A 20,860-nucleotide genomic window follows, 5' to 3' on the forward strand; every position below is an offset into this window, starting at 1 on the left:
GGGCGGGTGGGGCGATCAGCGGTTGGACTCGCGAATGATCTTCCACTGACCGTTTTCCAGCTGGTACTGGAGGGTCTTGTTCATCGCGTCGTTGAAGCCCTTTGAGCGGTAGTGCTGGACGAAGGTGGCTTCGGCGGTGCTGGCCGAGACGCTGCGGACGTTCAGCTTGTCGACTTCGACGGCGATCTCGCCAGGCCGGGTGACGCGCTTTTCACGGGTTGCCATCCAGGCCTCGCGGGTGCCTTGGTCGGGCTTGAAGGCGCTGGAGTAGAACGACTTGTAGCGTGCCACATCCTTGGCAGACCAGGCGGCGGCCCATGACTTGACCAGCGGCTCGATCGCCTGCGCTGCGCTCGGTGCGGCCGGGGCGCTGGTGCTCGCCACGCTGGCGGCTACCGCCTCGGCCATGGCCAGCGGGGTGGCTGCCGGCGGCGTGCGGCCCTGCATGGCGCCCGCGGTGTCGAGGGGCGCGACCACCGGCAGGGTGGTGCTGCACAGCAGGGTCTCGTCTTCGCCCGGTTCGGTAACGCCTGCTTCTTCAGGGCCGGTGCGGGCCACAGGCGCCAGCGTCACGCTCGGGAGGATGGTGTGGGTCTGGGTTAGGACGCGCAGTTCGGCCTGGGTCAGGTCGAAACGGGCCCGGGTGCTGGCGCGCTTGGCCTCGAACAGTTCGTTCTCGGTGTTGAGCACGTCGAGCAGGCTGCGCTGGCCGATATCGAACTGCTGACGGTAGGCGTCGCGCGCCTTCTCGGTGGAGAGCTGGTGCTGCTCCAGGTAGATCAGCTGTTCCTTGAGTTTCTTGACGTCGTTCCAGGCGATGGCAGTCTGCTGGCGGATGTCGCGGCAGGCCTTGTCGCGCAGGTCGGTGGCGTTGTAGAGCTGCTCGTGGGACTGGCGGATGCGGGCTTCGTCGGCGCCGCCCTTGAAGAGGTTCCAGTTCATCAGGACCTGCAGGGCGTTGGTGTTGGTTTCACCGGTCACGCCCAGGAGGTTCTTGTCCATGCCGGTGCTGGCGCGCACTTCGACGGTCGGCGAGTAGTTGGCGCGCTGCACGTCGATGTTGGCGCGGGAGGCGCGGATGTTGGCAACCGCGGCCTTGAAGCCGGGGTTGTCGGTGATGGCCTGGCGCAGCACGTCTTTCTCGGTGGGCAGCTTGTCGGTGAAGACGGGCGGCTTGTCGAGGGCGTCGGCCGGGGCCTCGCCGACGATGCGCTGGAAGCGCTGGGAGACGTCGTGGAGGTTGGAGCTTTCGGTGAGCCAGTTGGACTGGGCGAGGGCCAGACGGCCGAAGGCCTGTTCGAGGTCGACCCGGCGGCCGACGCCGGCCTTCACGCGGCGCTCGATCTGATCGACGGTTTCCTTGTGGATGGCCCAGTTTTCCTGGGCGAGGCCGGCGAGTTCGCGGTAGCGCAGCACGTCGAGGTAGGCGCGGGCGGCTTCGAAGGCGGTGTCGTCGGTGGTGCCGAGGAGCTCGAAATAACGGGTTGCGCGGGCAAAGCCCAGGCGCTTGACGTCGTTGCGCGTCGCAAAGCCATCGAACACCAGCTGGCGCAGTTGCAGCTGGTAGCCGGGACGGGAGTACGTGTCGGGGCCGGTGGTGGGTGTCTCGCGGCGCTCGCGGCCGGTGTAACCCTGCAGGTCGACACGGGGGAAGTAGCCGCCGCGCACCACGTCACGTTCGGCATCGGCGGCCTGGTAGTTGTGCAGGCGGGCCAGCACTTCCGGATTGCGCAGGATCGCTTTTTCAATCGCGTCGCGCATCGTGCCCGGCGCCGCGTGGGCAGGTGCCATGGAGAGCAGGGAGAGTGTCAGGCAGACTGAGAGCTTTGTTGCTTTGAACATTGTCGTCTCGTAGTTTCGAAATGTGCCGTGCTGGTGCGAAAGAATCCGGCAGATCGTTCGGGGCCGTTGATCTGAATGGGCTATCGCGATTGGATTCTACGGGCCAGAAACTGCCGAAGGTGCGCAGTATTTGGAGTTTTGGTCTTTTGGCCCTTGAATATGACCTAACGGAAAACATTTTTCACAATTTATAGCGCCTGTGGGCGAAATTTAACTTTTCCAGGGCGAGGCCGTACACCTGGACTGCCGGCGTGCCGCAAGGCGGCATTCGGCGCGACCCACTCCCCGAGACCAGCGACAGCCTTCCCGTTTCCCTTTGATGCGCTTCTTTCCTGTCTTGCGCCCAGGCCGTCCGGTGATGGCGTACCGCCGTCTCGCCGCAGTCGGCGGCGCGGTGATCCTGTTGATCGCCGGCGGGGCTCGGGGCGGCTTCGACATGGACCGGATGCGCCAGGTGGCGCAGCTGCGTTTTGGCACCGCCGCCGCAGAGGCGGTGGATGGCTGGCGTAGCGCGGTGGTTAGCTGGCGGGATCTGCCCGAGGAGGCGCAGCTCCAGCGGGTCAATGAGTTCTTCAACCGGCGCATCCGCTTTGCCGAGGACAGCCAGGTGTGGGGCCAGACCGATTACTGGGCGACGCCGCTGGAGGTGCTCGCCCGGGGCGCCGGCGACTGCGAGGACTATGTCTTCGCCAAGTATTTCACCCTGCGCGAGCTCGGGGTGGCGGAAGATCGTCTCAGGATGACTTACGTGCGGGCGCGGATCGGTGGCGCCGGCAGCAGCGTGACCCAGGCGCACATGGTGCTGAGCTACTACGCCACGCCCGACGCGGTGCCGCTGGTGCTCGACAACCTGGTCACCGGCATCCGGCCGGCGTCGGCGCGGCCCGATCTGGCGCCGGTTTTCAGTTTCAACATGCAGGGCATCTTCGTGGGCGGGGCGACCCAGGCGTCACAGCCGGTGGATCGCGTCTCCCGCTGGCGCGAGATGCTGCTGCGGATGAATGCAGAAGGTTTGAGGGATTAAGGTCATGTCACTGTTGAAGCGATTGTGGGTGAGTGTGGTGGTGGCGATGGGGCTGGTGCTGGTGGGCGCATTCGCCGTCAGCCTGATGACGGCCCGCGGCTACTTCGAGCAGCAGTTGCGGGCCCAGTCGAGCGACGGTGCGGTGTCGCTGGCGCTGTCCATGTCCCAGCAGACGAAGGACGCGGCGACGATGGAGCTGCTGGTCACGGCGCTGTTCGACGGTGGCCATTACCGGTCGATCCGCTTCATCGACAGCAGCGGCAAGGTGAAGATCGAGCGCAGCCAGCCGGATCAGCCCGAGGACGTGCCGGGCTGGCTGGTCACCGTGCTGCCGATGGACGTGCGCCCCGGTCAGGCCCAGGTGAGTGACGGCTGGCGCCAGATCGGGCTGGTGTCGGTGGAGGCGGCGCGGGGTTATGCCTACCGGTCGCTGTGGAATGGCGTGCTCCAGCTGGGCAGCCTGATGCTGGCGATCGGCCTCTTCTGGGCGATGGCGGTTTCGGCGCTGCTGCGCTGGGTGCGGCAACCGCTGGCCGAGATGGCCGAGCAGGCGGCGGCGATCGGCACCGGGCAGTTCCGGGTGCTGGCCGAGCCCAAGGTGGTGGAGCTGCGCAGCGTGGCGGCGGCGCTCAATCACATGTCGGAGCGGGTGCGGGCGCTGTTTGCCGAGCAGGCGGCGCGGATCGAGGCGCTACGCGACGAGGGCAGCCGCGATCCGGGCACCGGGCTGCTCAACCGGGCGTGCTTCAGCGGCGAGCTGCGCCGGGTGCTGGCCGATTCCGATGCGCCGGCCGTGGGTTGCGTGGGCATGCTGCGGATCGCCGATCTGGCGACGCTCAACCAGCATCTGGGCCGGGCCCGCACCGACGAATGGCTGATGGCCGTGGGCAAGGCGATGCAGGCCAGCCTGGACGGCGTGGACGACGTGTCGCTGGCCCGGGTGGGCGGCGCCGACTTCGCGATCCTGCTGCCGGGCCAGGGGCTCGACGAGGGCCGGCGGGTTTTCGAGCGGGTCCAGAGCGCGATCACCGCCCTCGACCTGCAGACCAGCGACGCGGGCGGCCTGAAGGCCCGCGCCGCGGTGATGGGTTACCGGCGCGGCGAGGCGGCGGGCACTGTGCTTGCACGGGTCGATTCCGCGCTGATGCGCGCCGAGTCCATCGACGCGCTGGTGGTCAATGGCGAAGGCGTGGATATCCCGACGCCGGCGCCGGGCGAAGGTGCCTGGCGGGAGCTGATCGAAGGTGCGCTGGCGCGGCATGAGTTCACCCTGGTGGATTATCCGGTGCTCGCCGGCGATGGCAGCCTGGTGCATCGGGAGTTCATGCTGCGGCTACCCACCGCCGACGGCAACGTGCTTACCGCCGGCCAGTTCATGCCGGCTGCGGTGCGGGTCGGGCTGGCGTCGGCCTGCGATCTGGAAGCGGTGCGACTCGGCATCGAGCGGCTGGCGCGATCAAACGATCCGGTGGCGATCAACGTGGCGCCCCGGTCGCTGATCGAGCCGGGCTTCCTCGACCAGCTGGATGTGCTGCTGGCCACCGCCGGCGCGGGTGCGTCGCGGATTGCGGTTGAGGTAAGCGAGCGCGGTCTGGATGCCAACTTGGCCGGGCTGGAGGCGCTGGCCGAGGTGCTGGCGCGTCACGGCGCGCAGCTGGGCATCGAGCACTTCGGGCGTCAGCTGGCGGCGCTGCCGCGGCTTTACGCGATCCGTCTGGCCTACCTCAAGCTGGATGGCAGCTTTGTGGCGAGCCTGCACGAAAACGTCGGCCACCAGCGGCTGGTGAAGGCCATCGTGGATGTGGCGCGGGGGCTGGGCGTGGTGGTGTACGCCGAACAGGTGCATTCGTCCGAGGAATGGGCGACGGCGGCGTGGCTGGGGGTTGGCGGCATGACCGGGCCTGAGGCGTCGCGCCGGCTGGCAGCCCAGGGCTGAGATGGCTTGAGCAGCGCGGGCGGAGGCCCGCAGGCTTCAGATGTGCAAAAACGGCAACAATGAGTCGATCATTGTTGCCGTTTTTTTGTGACGCCCGCTTTGATCGGGGACGACGTTGGATGTGAGGGGTGAGGAGTCGGAGGTCCGGAGTTAGGTGGCCTTGGCCGATCCGCTAGCTACCGCCAGCGCACCGCGTTTCAGCCCGCGACCTCCTCTCTCCTTACTCCTTTCTCCTCACGCCGCCCCGCCGCCGGGGCGGCCTCAGTCGGCGCTCAGTTTGCCCTTGGTGAGCAGGTCCTGAATGATCTGCGCATCGGTGCTGAGGGCGCCGCTGTTGGTCAGATCCACGCCCTGCAGGACGATCTTCTGGTCGGTGGCGCCGGCGACGAAGGTGCCGCCGGTGTAGCCGCCGTTGGTGCTGACGTGCACCACGGTGTCCGCGCCGGATTTCTCGAAGTGCAGGTAGTTGCCCAGGTTGCCGGTGGCGTTGCCAGTGTGGCTCTCGCCCTGCAGCAGGTCGCGCAGGTCGAGGATGTCGCCGCCACTGCTGGCGCTGCCGGTGACGCCCTTGTCGAAGTCGGTGATGGCATCGACCGCCGGTTTGGCGGTGGTGCCGGCATCGCCGAGGCTCCACTTGAAGGTGTCGGAGCCGAGGCCACCGGTGAGGGTGTCGTTGCCGCTGCCGCCGCCGATGAGATCGGCGCCGGCGCCACCGCGGATGATGTCGTTGCCGGCACCTCCGGTGAGGATGTCGCGGCCGTCGGTGCCGGTGATGTCGTCGTTGCCGGTGGAGCCGTCGAGCTGGGCGCCGGTGCGGACGAGCCAGCGGCCGTTCTGGCTGGGATCCTCGATGATGTCCTGGAGTGCCGACAGGGTGGGTGCGCTGGTCGGGGTGAACAGTGCGAAGTCGTCGGTACCCAGGGTCTTGTAGGCGGTGTCGGCTTCGCTGGAGAGCTTGACCTCGACGCGCAGACGGGCGTTGCCGCCCTGTTCCCAGTACAGCAGCTCGATGGGCTGCAGGCCGCTGGCCAGGGACACGCCGCTGTACACGCGGGTGGTGGGCGACTGGATGTCGTCGAACATGGCCACCGTCTTGCCGGCGATGTTGAGCCGGAAGCCGTCGTCGGCGGTCACGCGGATGTCGTAGCTGCCGCCATCCAGATTGACCAGGCCGACCATGCGCAGGCCGGAGTCGGTGGTGTAGCCGATGCCGGTGGTGGTCTTGAGCTCGGTGGTGTCGGCGCCGGTGGTGCCACCGCGCAGGAAGTTGTACAGCGCGCCGGAGTTGATCGCCAGGTTGCTGCCAAGCTGCGTCGGGTTGTTGCCCAGGTTGCCATTGACCGCGCCGGCGGTGGTGATGCCGGTGGTGTAGCCGAAACCGTAGTCCAGCTTGTCGGCGCTGAACGTGGCGTCCGCACCGGCGGCGGTGGCCGCGTTGTAGGTGCCGACGATGGTCTGGCCACTGCGCCCGTCGATGATGCTCACCATGTCGGAGACGTGGTCGAGGTTGCCGTAGCGGGTGTCGTCGGCATGGACGCGGGTGTTGGTGCTGCTGGTGGTTTCGTTGTAGCCGTAGAACTCGCCGGTGAGGCCGAGGTTGCCGGTGGCGATCGCCGAGGTGGTGGCGGTGGCCGTGAGCACGTTTTCGGCCGAGCGGCTGATGTTGAAATCGACGCTCGAGGCGGCGGTGTCGCCGTCCTTGTCGATCAGCGTGAATCCGAAGCCGTCATGGATGGTGTTGCTGACGGTGGAGATCGGGGTGTAGGTGTAGCTGCCGCTGCTCATGTTCACCACCAGGGTGCCGCCGGCGGCGGTGGTGACGGAAAGCTGCTGGGTGGCGGTGTTGAAGGTGCCGTGGCTGGTGCCGCCGGTAACGGTGATGCTGCCGGAGGCGGAGTCGTTGTAGGTGTAGGTGACGCCATCCACGGTGATCGACTGGATGTGGCCGCCGTCGGCACCGAAGGCGCTGGTGCCGCCCAAGAGGCCGCCCGAGAGGATCTCGCCTGCGGCCGGCGTGGGCACGGTGGCCTGCAGGGCGCTGGAGAGCTGGTTGAAGTCGCTGATCACCTGGCCGTCCAGGTTGGTCTTGGTGACGCCGTTGTAGGCGATCGGGTCGAGGTAGGACTGGATCGCGGCGACGCCCATGCCCAGCGCGAAGCTGGTGATCTGGTTGGTCTGCAGGTAGCTCTTCCAGCCGGTTTCGTCGGTGGTGCCGATTTCGGTGCCCAGGTTGGGCTGACCGTCGGACAGGAAGTAGGCGATGTTCTGCCCGGAGGCGAGCTTGCCCGCAGTGGTGAAGGCGGCTTCGCCGGCGGCGATGGCGGAATCGTAGTTGGTGCCGCCGGTGGCGGTGATCTTGGCGAGCTGGGCCTTGGCCTCGGCCACGGTGAACCAGGTGGAGCCGATTTCCCGGGCGGAGCTGTTGAAGGTCACCAGGCGGACGCGCACTTCGCCGAAGCTGTCGTAGCTGTCGAGCAGGGTGTTGAGGGCGCTGATGGCGCTGGACAGGCGGGTGGTGCCGCCGACGCCGTCCTTGAGGGTCATGCTCGCCGAGGTGTCGAGCATGATCAGCAGGTTGGTGTCGGCCGGGGCCACGGCGATGGCCTGGGTGGCGGCGGAGGCGATGGGGGCGTCGTCTTCGACGTTGACCGTCAGGGTGGTGGTGGTGGTGGTGACGCCGTCGCTGACATTCACGCCGAAGTTGATGGTACGGACGTCTTCGGTGGTCTTGTCGGGGTGATCCACCGGGCCGGAGAGCTTGACGGTGTAGGTGCCGTCGGCGGCGATGGTGGCGCGGATGATCTCGACGCCGCCGGCGGAGCCGATGAGTGTGCCGGTGCCGGCGCCCGTCCAGCTGATCGACATGCCACCGGAGGTGAGGTCGATCGGCGGCGGGGTGAGCGTGGCGGTGAGGGTGTTGCCGTCCACATCGCTGACGCTGATGACGCCGCCGGCGGTGGTGAGGTTGGTGGTGTCGCTGGTGCCAAAGTTGTCGGACGCGCCGTTGGTGAGGCCTTCTTCCGACACCGTGGCGGTACCGGTGCCGACCACCGGCGCGTCGTTGGTGCCGGTGACGGTGATGGCGATCTCGCGGGTGGTGCCGTCGAGGGTGGTGACGTTGATGCGGTCGACCACCTGCTGGCCTTGCTTGAGGCCCTGCACGTTGGCGGCGCCGTTGTTGAGGGTGTAGTTCCAGTTGCCGCTGGCGTCGATGGTGAGCGAGCCGTAGGTGCCGGTGACGGACTTGGCGACGAAGCCGGACTGGCCGGCGTCGGCGTCGGTGATGGTTAGCGTGCCGCTGGCGGTCTGGGTGCCGTCTTCGGTGACGTTGCCCAGGGCCGTGCCGCCGATCACCGGTGCGTCGTTGGTGCCGGTGACGTCAACCGTGAGCGTGGTGGTGGCGGTGCCGCCCTGACCGTCGGAGACGGTGTAGCTGAAGACGTCGGTGGCGTGCTGGCCGGCCTGCAGGGTGTTGTCGGTGGCGGTGTAGGTGTAGCTGCCGTCGGCGCGGATCAACAGGGTGCCGTGGGCGCCGACGACGCTGGTGCCGGCGGCGGTGACCGCGGTGGCCGGGGTGCCGGTTCCGGTGCCGATGCGGGTGACGGTGAGGGTGTCGCCGTCCGGATCGCTGTCGGCCCGGTCGCCGCCGATGCCCGCGCCGGTGACGACGTTGCCGCTGGCGCTGAGGTTTTCGGAGACGGCGAGGGTGTCGGCCACAGCGGTCGGGGCCGGGTTGGTGACGGCGAGCTGGAAGGTCTGGGTGACGCTCGCGCCGCTGCCGTCGGTGGCGGTGACGACGATGCTGTACGGGCCACCTTGCGAGGCGCCGGCGCCGAGGGTGCCGGTGATCACGCCGGTGTTCGGGTCGATCGCGAGGCCGGCCGGCAGGTTGGTGGCGGTGTAGTGCAGCACGTCGCCGCTGTCCGGATCCTTGAAGCCGGCCGCGGTGGGAATGCTGACGCCCTGGGCGTCGATGCCGCTGACGTTGGGCAGGGTGCCGACGGTGACCGGGGTGTCGTTGGTGCCGGTGACGGTGATGCGCAGCTCGGCGGTGTCGCTGAGGCTGCCGTCGCTCACGCGGTAGGTGAAGACGTCGGTGGCGGTGACGCCGGCAGCCAGGGCCGCGGCCTTGTTGGCGACATACACGTAGCTGCCGTCGGCCTGCAGGGTGAGGGTGCCGTAGGTGCCGGCGAGCGCGCTGCCGATGGTGCCGGCGGTGCCCGTGGCGGCTTCGGCGCCGGTGCGGATCTGGGTGACGCTGAGGCCGGTGCTATCCACGTCGGTGTCGGTGCCGGCGGGGTTGGCGGTGCTGGTGATGAGGCCGTTGGCGGCGGTCACGCTGAGGGTGTCGTCTTCAAGCACGCTGCCCACGTCGTTGGCGGCAACCGGGGCGTCGTTCACCGCCGTGACGCCGATGCTGGCCGTACCCTGGGCAGAGACGCCGCCGTTGTTGTCGGTGGCAGTGTAGTGGAAGCTGGTGTTGCCGTTCCAGTTGGCGTCGGGCTTGAAGTAGACGGTGCCGCTGGCGCCGCTGAGGGTGGCGCCAGCGGTGATCGGCTGGGTCATGGCCGCGTCGCGGTACAGGGTGCCGTGGGCGGGCAGGTCGGCGATGGTCAGCTGGGTGACGGTGCCATCCACGTCGGCGCCGCCAAGGCTGATGGCGATGGGCGCGGCCGGGTCTTCGCTGCCGGTGGCGCTGGCGGCGGTGACGGTGGGACGCTCGTTGGTGCCGAGCACGTCGATGGTGATGGCGCGGGTGGTGCCATCCACCGTGCTGACGGTGAAGGTTTCGACGCGGGTGTCGCCTTCCTTCAGGGCCTGCACATTGGCGGCGCCGTTGTTGAGTGTGTAGGTCCAGTCGCCCGCGGCGTTGATGCTGAAGGTGCCGTAGGTGCCGGTGACGGTGGCCGGGTTGAAGGCGGCCGGGTTATCCACGTCGGTCACGAACAGGGAGTTGCTGGCGACGAGCTGGCCGGCGGTGTCTTCCTTGACGGAGCCGGCGAGCGGCCCGTTGATCTGGGCTGCGTCGTTGGCGCCGGTGACGTTGATGGTGAGCGTGGCGGTGCTGGTGAGCGCGCCGTCGCTTGCCCGGTAGCTGAAGACGTCCTGCACCGTGGCGCCGGTGTTGAGGGCCTGAGCGGCAGCGCCCGGGGTGTAGGTGTAGCTGCCGTCGGTGTGGATCACCAGGGTGCCGTAGGTGCCGGCCAGGGTGAGGCCGGCGCCGCTGACCGTGCTGAAGGTGCCCGTGGTGCCGACGAGGGCGCCGGTGACGGTGAGCGTCGGGCTGTCCGGGTCGGTGTCGTTGGCGAGCACGCCCGGCGCGGTGCTGGTGATCGGCGCGTCTTCGGTGGTGGTGTTGGTGTCGGCGACTGCCTGCGGTGCGTCGTTGGCGGCCGCGATGAGGATCGTAGCGGTGGAGGTGCTGGTGCCGCCGTGGCCGTCGCTGATCGTGTAGCTGATGACCACCTGGCCGCTGACGTTGGTCGCCGGGTTGAAGGTGAGGGTGCCATCCGGGTTGACGGTGACGGTGCCCTTGGCCGGGTCGACGGTTGCGCCGGTGACGGCAAGGGTGTCGCCGTCCGGGTCGGAATCGTTGCCGAGGACGGCGAAGGTGACCGGGGTGTCTTCGTTAGTGCTGGCGGTGTTGGGGTTGGCCACCGGGCCGTCGTTGGTGCCGACGACGGTGATGGTGACCGTGGTGGTCGTGCCGTCGATGCTCTGGACGGTGAAGGTCTCGGTCTTGGTCTCGCCTTCCTTCAGGGCCTGGACGACGGGCTTGGTGTTGTCGACGGAGTAGGTCCAGGCGCCGGAGGCGGCGACGCTGAAGCTGCCGTAGGTGCCGGCGGTGTTGGTCTGGGGCTGGAAGGCGGCCTGGCCGGCGTCGGGGTCGACGATGCTCAGGGTGCCCGTGGCGCTGGTCTGGGCCGGGGTGTCTTCCTTCACCGTGCCGGTGCCTGTGCCGAGGATCGCCGGGTCGGCAATCGGGGCGATGTTGACGGTGGCGGTGGTCGTGGTGGTGCCGCCGTGGCTGTCGGTGATGGTGTAGGTGACGATCACCGGGCCATTGACGTTGGCGGCCGGGTTGAAGGTGAGGGTGCCGTCCGGGTTGACGGTGACGGTGCCCTTGGTCGGGTCGACGGTTGCGCCCGTCACGGTGACGGTGTCTCCATCTGGATCGGAATCGTTGCCGAGGACGGCGAAGGTGACCGGGGTGTCTTCGTTGGTGGTTGCGGTGTCAGGCTGCGCAACCGGGCCGTCGTTGGTGCCCTTGACGGTGATGGTGACGGTGGTTTCGGTGCCGTCGGCGCTCTTGACGGTGAAGACTTCGAGCTTGCTGTCGGTTTCCTTCAGGGCCTGAACGGCCGGCAGGCTGTTGTCGATCGTGTAGATCCAGGCGCCGCCCGCGCCGACCGAGAACGTACCGTAGGTGCCGGCGACGTTGGTCTGGGGCTGGAACACGGCCTCGCCGGCGTCCGGATCGATGATCGTCAGCGTGCCGGTGGCGGTGGTCTGGGCCGGGGTGTCTTCCTGCACGATGCCGGCGCCGGTGCCAAGGATGGCAGTGTCGGGCATCGGTTCGACCGTGACGGTGGCGATGGCCGTTGCGGTGCCGCCGTGGCCGTCGGAGATCGTGTATTGGATCTCGACCGGCCCGTTGTAGTTGATGGCCGGCTTGAAGGTGAGCGTGAGCGTGCCGTCCGGATTGACGACGACCGTGCCCAGGCTGGGATCGACGGTGGCACCGATGACGGTGAGGCTGTCGCCGTCAGGGTCGCCATCGTTGCCGAGCACCGCAAAGGTGACAGGCGTGTCTTCCTTCGTCGTGGCGGTGTCGTTGTTGGCGACCGGGCCATCGTTGGTGCCGACGACGTTGATGGTGACGGTGGTCGGGGTGCCGTCGATGCTCTGGACAGTGAAGGTTTCGGTCTTGGTCTCGCCTTCCTTCAGGGTCTGGACGTTCGGCTTGGTGTTGTCGATTGTGTAGGTCCAGGCGCCGGTGGTGGCGACGCTGAAGCTGCCGTAGGTGCCGGCGACGTTGGTTTGCGGCTGGAAGGCGGCTTGGCCGGCGTCGGGGTCGATGATGCTGAGCGTTCCCGTGGCGGTAGTCTGGGCCGGGGTGTCTTCCTTCACCGTGCCGCTGCCGGTGCCGAGGATTGCCGGATCGGCGATCGGGGCGATGTTCACCGTGGCGGTTGCCGTGGTGGTGCCGCCGTGGCCGTCGGTGATGGTGTAGGTGATGGTCACCGGGCCATTGACGTTGGCGGCCGGGGTGAAGCTGAGCGTGCCGTCAGGATTGACGGTGACGGTGCCCTTGGTCGGATCGACGGTGGCGCCGGTGACGGTGAGGGTGTCGCCGTCCGGGTCGGAATCGTTGCCGAGGACGGCGAAGGTGACCGGCACGTCTTCGTTGGTCGAGGCCGTATCCGGCGACGCCACCGGGCCGTCGTTGGTGCCGACGACGTTGATGGTGACGGTGGTCGGGGTGCCGTCGATGCTCTGGACGGTGAAGGTCTCGGTCTTGGTTTCGCCTTCCTTCAGGGCTTGGACGACGGGCTTGGTGTTGTCGACGGTGTAGGTCCAGGCGCCGGTAGTGGCCACGCTGAACGTGCCGTAAGTGCCGGCGACGTTGGTTTGCGGCTGGAAGGCGGCCTGGCCGGCGTCGGGGTCGACGATGCTCAGGGTGCCGGAGGCGGTGGTCTGGGCCGGGGTGTCTTCCTTCACCGTGCCGGTGCCTGTGCCGAGGATCGCCGGGTCGGCGATCGGGGCGATGTTGACGGTGGCGGTGGTCGTGGTGGTGCCGCCGTGGCTGTCGGTGATGGTGTAGGTGACGATCACCGGGCCATTGACGTTGGCGGCCGGGTTGAAGGTGAGGGTGCCGTCCGGATTGACGGTGACGGTGCCCTTCGTCGGATCGACGGTGGCGCCGGTGACGGTGAGGGTGTCGCCTTCGGGGTCGGAATCGTTGCCGAGGACGGCGAAGGTGACCGGCACGTCTTCGTTGGTCGAGGCCGTATCCGGGGATGCCACCGGGCCATCGTTGGTGCCGACGACGGTGATGGTGACGGTGGTCGGGGTGCCGTCGATGCTCTGGACGGTGAAGGTCTCGGTCTTGGTCTCGCCTTCCTTCAGGGCTTGGACGACGGGCTTGGTGTTGTCGACGGTGTAGGTCCAGGCGCCGGTAGTGGCCACGTTGAACGTGCCGTAGGTGCCGGCGACGTTGGTTTGCGGCTGGAACGCGGCCTGGCCGGCGTCAGGGTCGATGATGCTCAGGGTGCCCGTGGCGGTGGTCTGGGCCGGGGTGTCTTCCTTCACCGTGCCGGTGCCGGTGCCGAGGATCGCCGGGTCGGCGATCGGGGCGATGTTCACCGTGGCGGTGGTCGTGGTGGTGCCGCCGTGGCCGTCGGTGATGGTGTAGGTGATGGTCACCGGGCCATTGACGTTGGCGGCCGGGGTGAAGCTGAGCGTGCCGTCAGGATTGACGGTGACGGTGCCCTTGGTCGGATCGACGGTGGCGCCGGTGACGGTGAGGGTGTCGCCGTCCGGGTCGGAATCGTTGCCGAGGACGGCGAAGGTGACCGGCACGTCTTCGTTGGTCGAGGCCGTATCCGGGGATGCCACCGGGCCGTCGTTGGTGCCGACGACGGTGATGGTGACGGTGGTCGGGGTGCCGTCGATGCTCTGGACGGTGAAGGTCTCGGTCCTGGTCTCGCCTTCCTTCAGGGCCTGGACGACGGACTTGGTGTTGTCGACGGTGTAGGTCCAGGTGCCGGTGGTGGCAACGGAGAAGGTGCCGTAGGTGCCGGCCGTGTTGCTTTGCGGCTGGAAGGCGGCCTGGCCGGCATCGGGGTCGACGATGCTCAGGGTGCCGGTCGCGGTGGTCTGCGTGGGCGTGTCTTCCTTGACGGTGCCCGTGCCGGAGCCGAGTACGGCGTTGTCGGGCTGGGGCGCGACATTGACGGTGGCGGTGCCGGTGGTGGTGCCGCCGTGGCTGTCGGTGATGGTGTAGGTGACGATCACCGGGCCATTGACGTTGGCGGCCGGGGTGAAGCTGAGCGTGCCGTCAGGATTGACGGTGACGGTGCCCTTGGTCGGATCGACGGTGACGCCGGTGACGGTGAGGGTGTCGCCGTCCGGGTCGGAATCGTTGCCGAGGACGGCGAAGGTGACCGGCACGTCTTCGTTGGTCGAGGCCGTATCCGGCGACGCCACCGGGCCGTCGTTGGTGCCGACGACGTTGATGGTGACGGTGGTCGGGGTGCCGTCGATGCTCTGGACGGTGAAGGTCTCGGTCTTGGTTTCGCCTTCCTTCAGGGCTTGGACGACGGGCTTGGTGTTGTCGACGGTGTAGGTCCAGGCGCCGGTAGTGGCCACGTTGAACGTGCCGTAAGTGCCGGCGACGTTGGTTTGCGGCTGGAACGCGGCCTGGCCGGCGTCGGGGTCGACGATGCTCAGGGTGCCGGAGGCGGTGGTCTGCGCGGGCGTGTCTTCCTTCACTGTGCCGGTGCCGGTGCCGAGGATCGCCGGGTCGGCGATCGGGGCGATGTTGACGGTGGCGGTCGCGGTGGTGGTGCCGCCGTGGCCGTCGCTGATGGTGTAGGTGATGGTCACCGGGCCATTGACGTTGGCGGCCGGGGTGAAGGTGAGGGTGCCGTCCGGATTGACGGTGACGGTGCCCTTCGTCGGATCGACGGTGGCGCCGGTGACGGTGAGGGTGTCGCCTTCGGGGTCGGAATCGTTGCCGAGGACGGCGAAGGTGACCGGCACGTCTTCGTTGGTCGAGGCCGTATCCGGCGACGCCACCGGGCCGTCATTGGTGCCGACGACGTTGATGGTGACGGTGGTCGGGGTGCCGTCGATGCTCTGGACGGTGAAGGTCTCGGTCTTGGTCTCGCCTTCCTTCAGGGCTTGGACGACGGGCTTGGTGTTGTCGACGGTGTAGGTCCAGGCGCCGGTAGTGGCCACGTTGAACGTGCCGTAAGTGCCGGCGACGTTGGTTTGCGGCTGGAACGCGGCCTGGCCGGCGTCGGGGTCGACGATGCTGAGCGTGCCCGTGGCGGTAGTCTGGGCCGGGGTGTCTTCCTTCACCGTGCCGGTGCCAGCGCCGAGGATCGCCGGGTCGGCAATCGGGGCGATGTTGACGGTGGTGGTCGCGGTGGTGGTGCCGCCGTGGCCGTCGCTGATGGTGTAGGTGATGGTCACCGGGCCATTGACGTTGGCGGCCGGGGTGAAGCTGAGGGTGCCGTCGGGATTGACGGTGACGGTGCCCTTGGCCGGGTCGACGGTGGCGCCGGTGACGGTGAGGGTATCGCCGTCCGGGTCGGAATCGTTGCCGAGGACGGCGAAGGTGACCGGCACGTCTTCGTTGGTGGCGGCGGTGTCGGGCAGGGCGACCGGGCCGTCATTGGTGCCCTGGATCGTGACGGTGACGGCGCTGGGCGTACCGTCGAGCGTGGCGACCGGGAATGTTTCGGTGAGGGTTTCGCCGACGCCGAGGGCCTGGACGGTGGGGTTTGCGTTGTTGAGGGTGTAAGTCCAGTTGCCGGCGGTGTCGAGGGCGAACACGCCGTACAGGCCGGCGACCACGGGCTGCGGACGGAAGCCGGTTTCGCCGGCATCCGCGTCGGTCATCACCAGCGTGCCGCCGGTAGTGAGCTGGGTGTCTTCGACCACGGTGCCGAGGCCCGGGGTGACGATGGCCGGGTCGTTGGTGCCGACGACGGTGATGGTGATGGTGCTGGTGGTGCCGTCGGACAGGGCGACCGGGAAGGTCTCGATGCGGGTCTGGCCGTCGCCGAGGCTCTGGACGAGGTTGGACGCGTTGTCGAGGGTGTAGGTCCAGCTGCCGTCCGGGTTGAGGGTGAGGCTGCCGTAGGTGCCCGGGGTGGCCGGTTGCGGCACGAAGCTGGCGCCGCCGCTGGCGGTGAGCTTGCCGTCGGCGGTGATCGGGTTGTCTTCCTTCACGACGCCGAGGCCCGGTGCGCCGATGACTTCGTTGGTGCCGAGGATGGTGACGACGACGGTGCTGGGGGTGCCATCGACCCCGCGGACGGTGAAGGTTTCGGTGCGGCTGTCGCCGGTGGCGAGGGCTTGGACGACGGGGTTGCCGTTGTCGAGGGTGTAGGTCCAGTTGCCGCTGGCGTCGATGGAGAAGGCGCCGAAGGTACCCGGTGTGCCAGTCTGGGCCTGGAAGGCGGATTCGCCGGCGTCGGGGTCGGTGATGGTGAGCACGCCCTTGGCGATCAGGGTGGTGTCTTCCTGCACGCTGCCGACGCCGCTGCTGATGGTGGCCGCGTCGTTGACCGGGGCCACGTTGATGGTGGCGGTGCCGGTGGTGGTGCCGCCGTGACCATCGCTGATGGTGTAGGTGACGGTGACCGGGCCATTGACGTTGTTGGCCGGGACGAAGCGCAGGGTGCCGTCGGGATTGACCGTGACGGTGCCCTTGGCAGGATCGACGGTGGCGCCGGTGACGGTGAGGGTATCGCCATCGGGGTCGGAATCATTGCCGAGCACGGCGAAGGTGACGGGGACGTCTTCGTTGGTGCTGGCGGTGTCGGGATTGGCGACCGGGCCGTCGTTGGTGCCGACGACGGTGATGGTCACCGTGGTCGGGGTGCCGTCGACGCTCTGGACGGTGAAGGTTTCGGTCTTGGTTTCGCCTTCCTTCAGGGCCTGGACAGTCGGCCTGGTGTTGTCGATGTCGTAGGTCCAGGCGCCGTTGGCGGCCACGCTGAAGCTGCCGTAGGTGCCGGCCACATTGGTCTGGGTCTGGAAGGCGGCTTCGCCAGCGTCGGGATCGGTGATGGTGAGGGTGCCGGAGGCGGACGACTGGGCCGGGGTGTCTTCCTTGACGGTGCCGGTGCCGGCGCTCATCACCGCGTTGTCGGGCAGCGGGGTGACATTGATGGTGGCGGTGCCGGTAGTGGTGCCGCCGTGGCCGTCGCTGATGGTGTAGGTGACGGTGACGGGGCCATTGACGTTGGCGGCCGGGGTGAAGCTGAGGGTGCCATCCGGATTGACGGTGACGGTGCCCTTGGCCGGGTCGACGGTGGCGCCGGTGACGGTGAGGGTGTCGCTGTCGGGGTCGGTGTCGTTGCCGAGGACCGCGAAGGTGACGGGCTTGTCTTCTTCGGTGGTGGCGGTGTCGGGCTGGGCGACCGGGCCATCGTTGGTGCCGACGACGGTGATGGTGACGGTCGTCGGTGTGCCGTCAGCGCTCTGGACGGTGAAGGTTTCGGTCTTGGTTTCGCCTTCCTTCAGGGCCTGGACGTTCGGCTTGGTGTTGTCGATGTCGTAGGTCCAGGCGCCGTTGGTGGCAATGCTGAAGCTGCCGTAGGTGCCGGCGACGCTGGTCTGGGGCTTGAAGGTGGATTCGCCGGCGTCCGGGTCGGTGATGGTGAGCGTGCCGGAGGTGGACGACTGGGCCGGGGTGTCTTCCTTCACCGTGCCGCTGCCGGTGCCGAGGGTGGCGCTGTCGGGCTGCGGGGCGATGTTGACCGTGGCGGTGCCGGTGGTGGTGCCGCCATGGCCGTCGGAAATGGTGTAGGTGATCGTGACCGGGCCATTGACGTTGGTGGCCGGGGTGAAGCTGAGGGTGCCGTCCGGATTGACGGTGACCGTGCCCTTGGTCGGATCGACGGTGGCGCCGGTGACGGTGAGCGCGTCGCCTTCGGGGTCGGTGTCGTTGCCGAGCACGGCAAAGGTGACCGGCTTGTCTTCGTCGGTGCTGGCGGTGTCGGGGCTTGCGACGGGCGGAGTGTTGGCGCCGGCGATGTTGATCGTCAGCACGGCGTTGGCGCTGCCGCCCTGGCCGTCCTCGACCGTGTAGGCGAAGCTGTCCTGCAGGGTGGCGCCCGGAGCAAGGCCGGTGACGGCGGGGTTGGTGGTGTCCTGGATGTAGCTGTACTGGCCGTCGGCCTGGATCGTCAGGGTGCCGAAGAGGCCGGTGATGACGGTGGCGCCGCTGACTGGCGCGCCGGCGACGGTGGTGACGGTGAGGGTGTCGCCGTCCACGTCGCTGTCGATGCCGGCCGGGTTGGTGATGACGTTGCCGGTGGCGGGCAGGCTGTCGGTCTTGACCAGGCCATTCACGTCATTGCGCGCGAGCGGGTCGTCGTTGATCGGCGCGATGTTGACCGTGGCGATGCCGGTGGTGGTGCCGCCGTGGCCATCGGCGATGGTGTAGGTGACAGTGACCGGGCCGGTGACGTTGGCGGCCGGGGTGAAGCTGAGGGTGCCGTCCGGGTTGACGGTGACGGTGCCCTTGGCCGGGTCGACGGTGGCAGCGGTGACGGTGAGGGTGTCGCCGTCCGGGTCGGTGTCGTTGCCGAGCACGGCAAAGGTGACCGGGGTGTCTTCGTTGGTGCTGGCGGTGTCGGGATTGGCGACTGGACCATCGTTGGTGCCGACGACGGTGATGGTGACGGTCGTCGGGGTGCCGTCGATGCTCTGGACGGTGAAGGTTTCGGTGTGGGTTTCACCTTCCTTCAGGGCCTGGACATTGGGCTTGGTGTTGTCGATGGCGTAGGACCACGCGCCGGTGGCAGCCACGTTGAAGCTGCCATAGGTGCCGGCGACGTTGGTCTGCGGCTGGAAGGCGGCTTCGCCGGCGTCCGGATCGGTGATGGTGAGGGTGCCGGAGGTGCTGGACTGGGCCGGGGAGTCTTCCTTCACGGTGCCGGCGCCGGTGCCGAGCACGGCGTTGTCGGGCTGAGGCGCGACATTGATGGTGGCGATGCCGGTGGTGGTGCCGCCCTTGCCGTCGTCGATGGTGTAGGTGACGGTCACCGGGCCATTGACGTTGTTGGCCGGGGTGAAGCTGAGGGTGCCGTCCGGATTGACGGTGACGGTGCCCTTGGCCGGGTCGACGGTGGCAGCGGTGACGGTGAGGGTGTCGCCGTCCGGGTCAGAGTCGTTGCCGAGGACCGCGAAGGTGACCGGGGTGTCTTCGTTGGTGGCGGCGGTGTCGGGGTTGGCGACGGGGCCGTCGTTAGTGCCGACGACGGTGATGGTGACGGTCGTCGGGGTGCCGTCGATGCTCTGGACGGTGAAGGTTTCGGTGTGGGTTTCACCTTCCTTCAGGGCCTGGACGTTGGGCTTGGTGTTGTCGAGGGTGTAGGACCACGCGCCATCGGCGGCAATCGTGAAGCTGCCGTAGGTGCCAGCGGTGTTGGTCTGCGGTTGGAAGGCGGCTTCGCCGGCGTCCGGATCGGTGATGGTGAGGGTGCCGGAGGCGGTGGTCTGGGCGGGGGTGTCTTCCTTGACGGTGCCGGCGCCAGCGGAGACGGTGGCCGGGTCATTCACCGGGGCGATATTGACGGTGGCGGTTGCGGTGGTGGTGCCGCCCTTGCCGTCGGAGAGGGTGTAGTTGATGGTCACCGGGCCATTGACGTTGTTGGCCGGGGTGAAGCTGAGGGTGCCGTCCGGATTGACGGTGACGGTGCCCTTGGCCGGGTCGACAGTTGCGCCGGTGACGGTGAGGGTGTCGCCGTCCGGGTCGGTGTCGTTGCCGAGCACGGCGAAGGTGACCGGAGTGTCTTCGTTGGTGGCGGCGGTGTCGGGGTTGGCGACGGGGCCGTCGTTAGTGCCGACGACGGTGATGGTGACGGTCGTCGGGGTGCCGTCGATGCTCTGGACGGTGAAGGTTTCGGTGTGGGTTTCACCTTCCTTCAGGGCCTGGACATTGGGCTTGGTGTTGTCGAGGGTGTAGGACCACGCGCCATCGGCGGCAATCGTGAAGCTGCCGTAGGTGCCAGCGGTGTTGGTCTGCGGTTGGAAGGCGGCTTCGCCGGCGTCCGGATCGGTGATGGCGAGCGTGCCGGAGGTGCTGGACTGGGCCAGGGTGTCTTCCTTGACGCTGCCGGTGCCCGCGGAAATCGTGGCCGGGTCATTCGCCGGCGTGATGTCGATGGTGGCGGTGCCGGTGGTGGTGCCGCCGTGGCCATCGGAAATCGTGTAGGTGATGGTGACCGGGCCATTGACGTTGGCGGCCGGGGTGAAGCTGAGGGTGCCGTCCGGATTCACGGTGACGCTGCCCTTGGTCGGATCGACGGTGGCGCCGGTGACAGTCAGGGTGTCGCCGTCCACGTCGGTGTCGTTGCCGAGCACGGCGACGGTGACGGGGGTGTCTTCCCGGGTAGTGGCGGTGTCGGCCACGGCCACCGGCGGATCGTTCACCGGCGCGACGTTGATCGTAACGGTGGTGGTGGCGGTGCCGCCCTTGCCGTCGCTGATGGTGTAGGTGACGGTGTCGGTGCCGTGGAAATCGGGGTTCGGCTTGTAGCTGAGGCTGCCGTCCGGATTGACGGTGACGGTGCCGTTGCTGGCGGTGGCGCCGGTGACAGTGAGCGGGTCGCCGTCGGCGTCGGTGTCATTGCCGAGCACCGGGAAGCTCACCGGGGTGTCTTCGGTGGCGCTGACGGCAGGGTCGGGGGTGGCGACCGGCGGGTTGTTGGCGATGGTCGTCGTCGTGGGCGTGGCGATGCCGGCGTTGAGCGGCAGGAAGTCGATGCCGTCGCTGGTGGACGAGTATGCGAAAGCCAGCGGGGTGACTTCTTCAAGCACGCGCACGAGGCGCACGAAGTCGTGGGTCTGGTCGCCCAGGCCGCCACCGGCGAGGCCCGCGGCCGGATCTTCGATGCCTTCAAACGGGTCCTTGCCGCTGTTGAGCGCCTGGATGATCTTGTCGGCCTCGGCGCCCTGGCTGGAGATGACGTTCTCGGTGCGCTCCGGCACGGTGGTGGCGAAGAAGTCGTCGTTCAGCAGGAGCTCACGATCGGCGCCGACGCTGACCTTGGCGCCGGTGGCGAGCTGAAGTTCGACGACCGAGTCCGGCCCCGTGACGATGACCTGGCCTTCCCCGACCGGAGCGCCCGGCTTGATGGCGGTGAGCTTGCCTGCGGCGTCGCGCAGGAAGGCTTCGCCCTGCACGAAAACGACGGTGCCCTTGGCGGTGGCGTTGGTGGTGGCGTTGATCGGGGCGGACGGGGTGGCCATGACGGTCTCCGGAATTTGGGTTTTCAATCGATTTGCAATTTACGGCGGGGGGAGGGCGTTCT

4 protein-coding genes are annotated in these 20,860 nt (G+C 68.0%); 2 read left to right on the forward strand and 2 right to left on the reverse strand.

All coding sequences use genetic code 11. The features are described from left to right. Positions 1–15: 15 nt before the first annotated feature. Positions 16–1,842 carry a TolC family outer membrane protein gene (locus QQK25_RS00800; protein ID WP_284186303.1) on the reverse strand — a complete coding sequence of 609 codons (1,827 nt, stop codon included), beginning with the start codon at positions 1,840–1,842 and terminating at the stop codon, positions 16–18. Positions 1,843–2,200: 358 nt separating this feature from the next. Between QQK25_RS00800 and QQK25_RS00805 the strand changes: the two genes are divergently transcribed. Beyond that, positions 2,201–2,866 carry a transglutaminase-like cysteine peptidase gene (locus QQK25_RS00805; protein WP_284186304.1) on the forward strand — a complete coding sequence of 222 codons (666 nt, stop codon included), beginning with the start codon at positions 2,201–2,203 and terminating at the stop codon, positions 2,864–2,866. 4 nt (positions 2,867–2,870) lie between these two features. After that, positions 2,871–4,802 carry a bifunctional diguanylate cyclase/phosphodiesterase gene (locus tag QQK25_RS00810; protein ID WP_284186305.1) on the forward strand — a complete coding sequence of 644 codons (1,932 nt, stop codon included), beginning with the start codon at positions 2,871–2,873 and terminating at the stop codon, positions 4,800–4,802. Between the two features lie 261 nt (positions 4,803–5,063). Here QQK25_RS00810 and QQK25_RS00815 read toward each other — a convergent pair whose 3' ends face one another. Beyond that, positions 5,064–20,798, reverse strand: a complete 15,735-nt coding sequence (locus QQK25_RS00815; protein ID WP_284186306.1) for a cadherin-like domain-containing protein — start codon at positions 20,796–20,798, stop codon at positions 5,064–5,066. Positions 20,799–20,860: the final 62 nt, after the last annotated feature.

It is taken from the genome of Zoogloea oryzae (assembly GCF_030161255.1).
GTDB classification, from domain to species: domain Bacteria; phylum Pseudomonadota; class Gammaproteobacteria; order Burkholderiales; family Rhodocyclaceae; genus Zoogloea; species Zoogloea oryzae.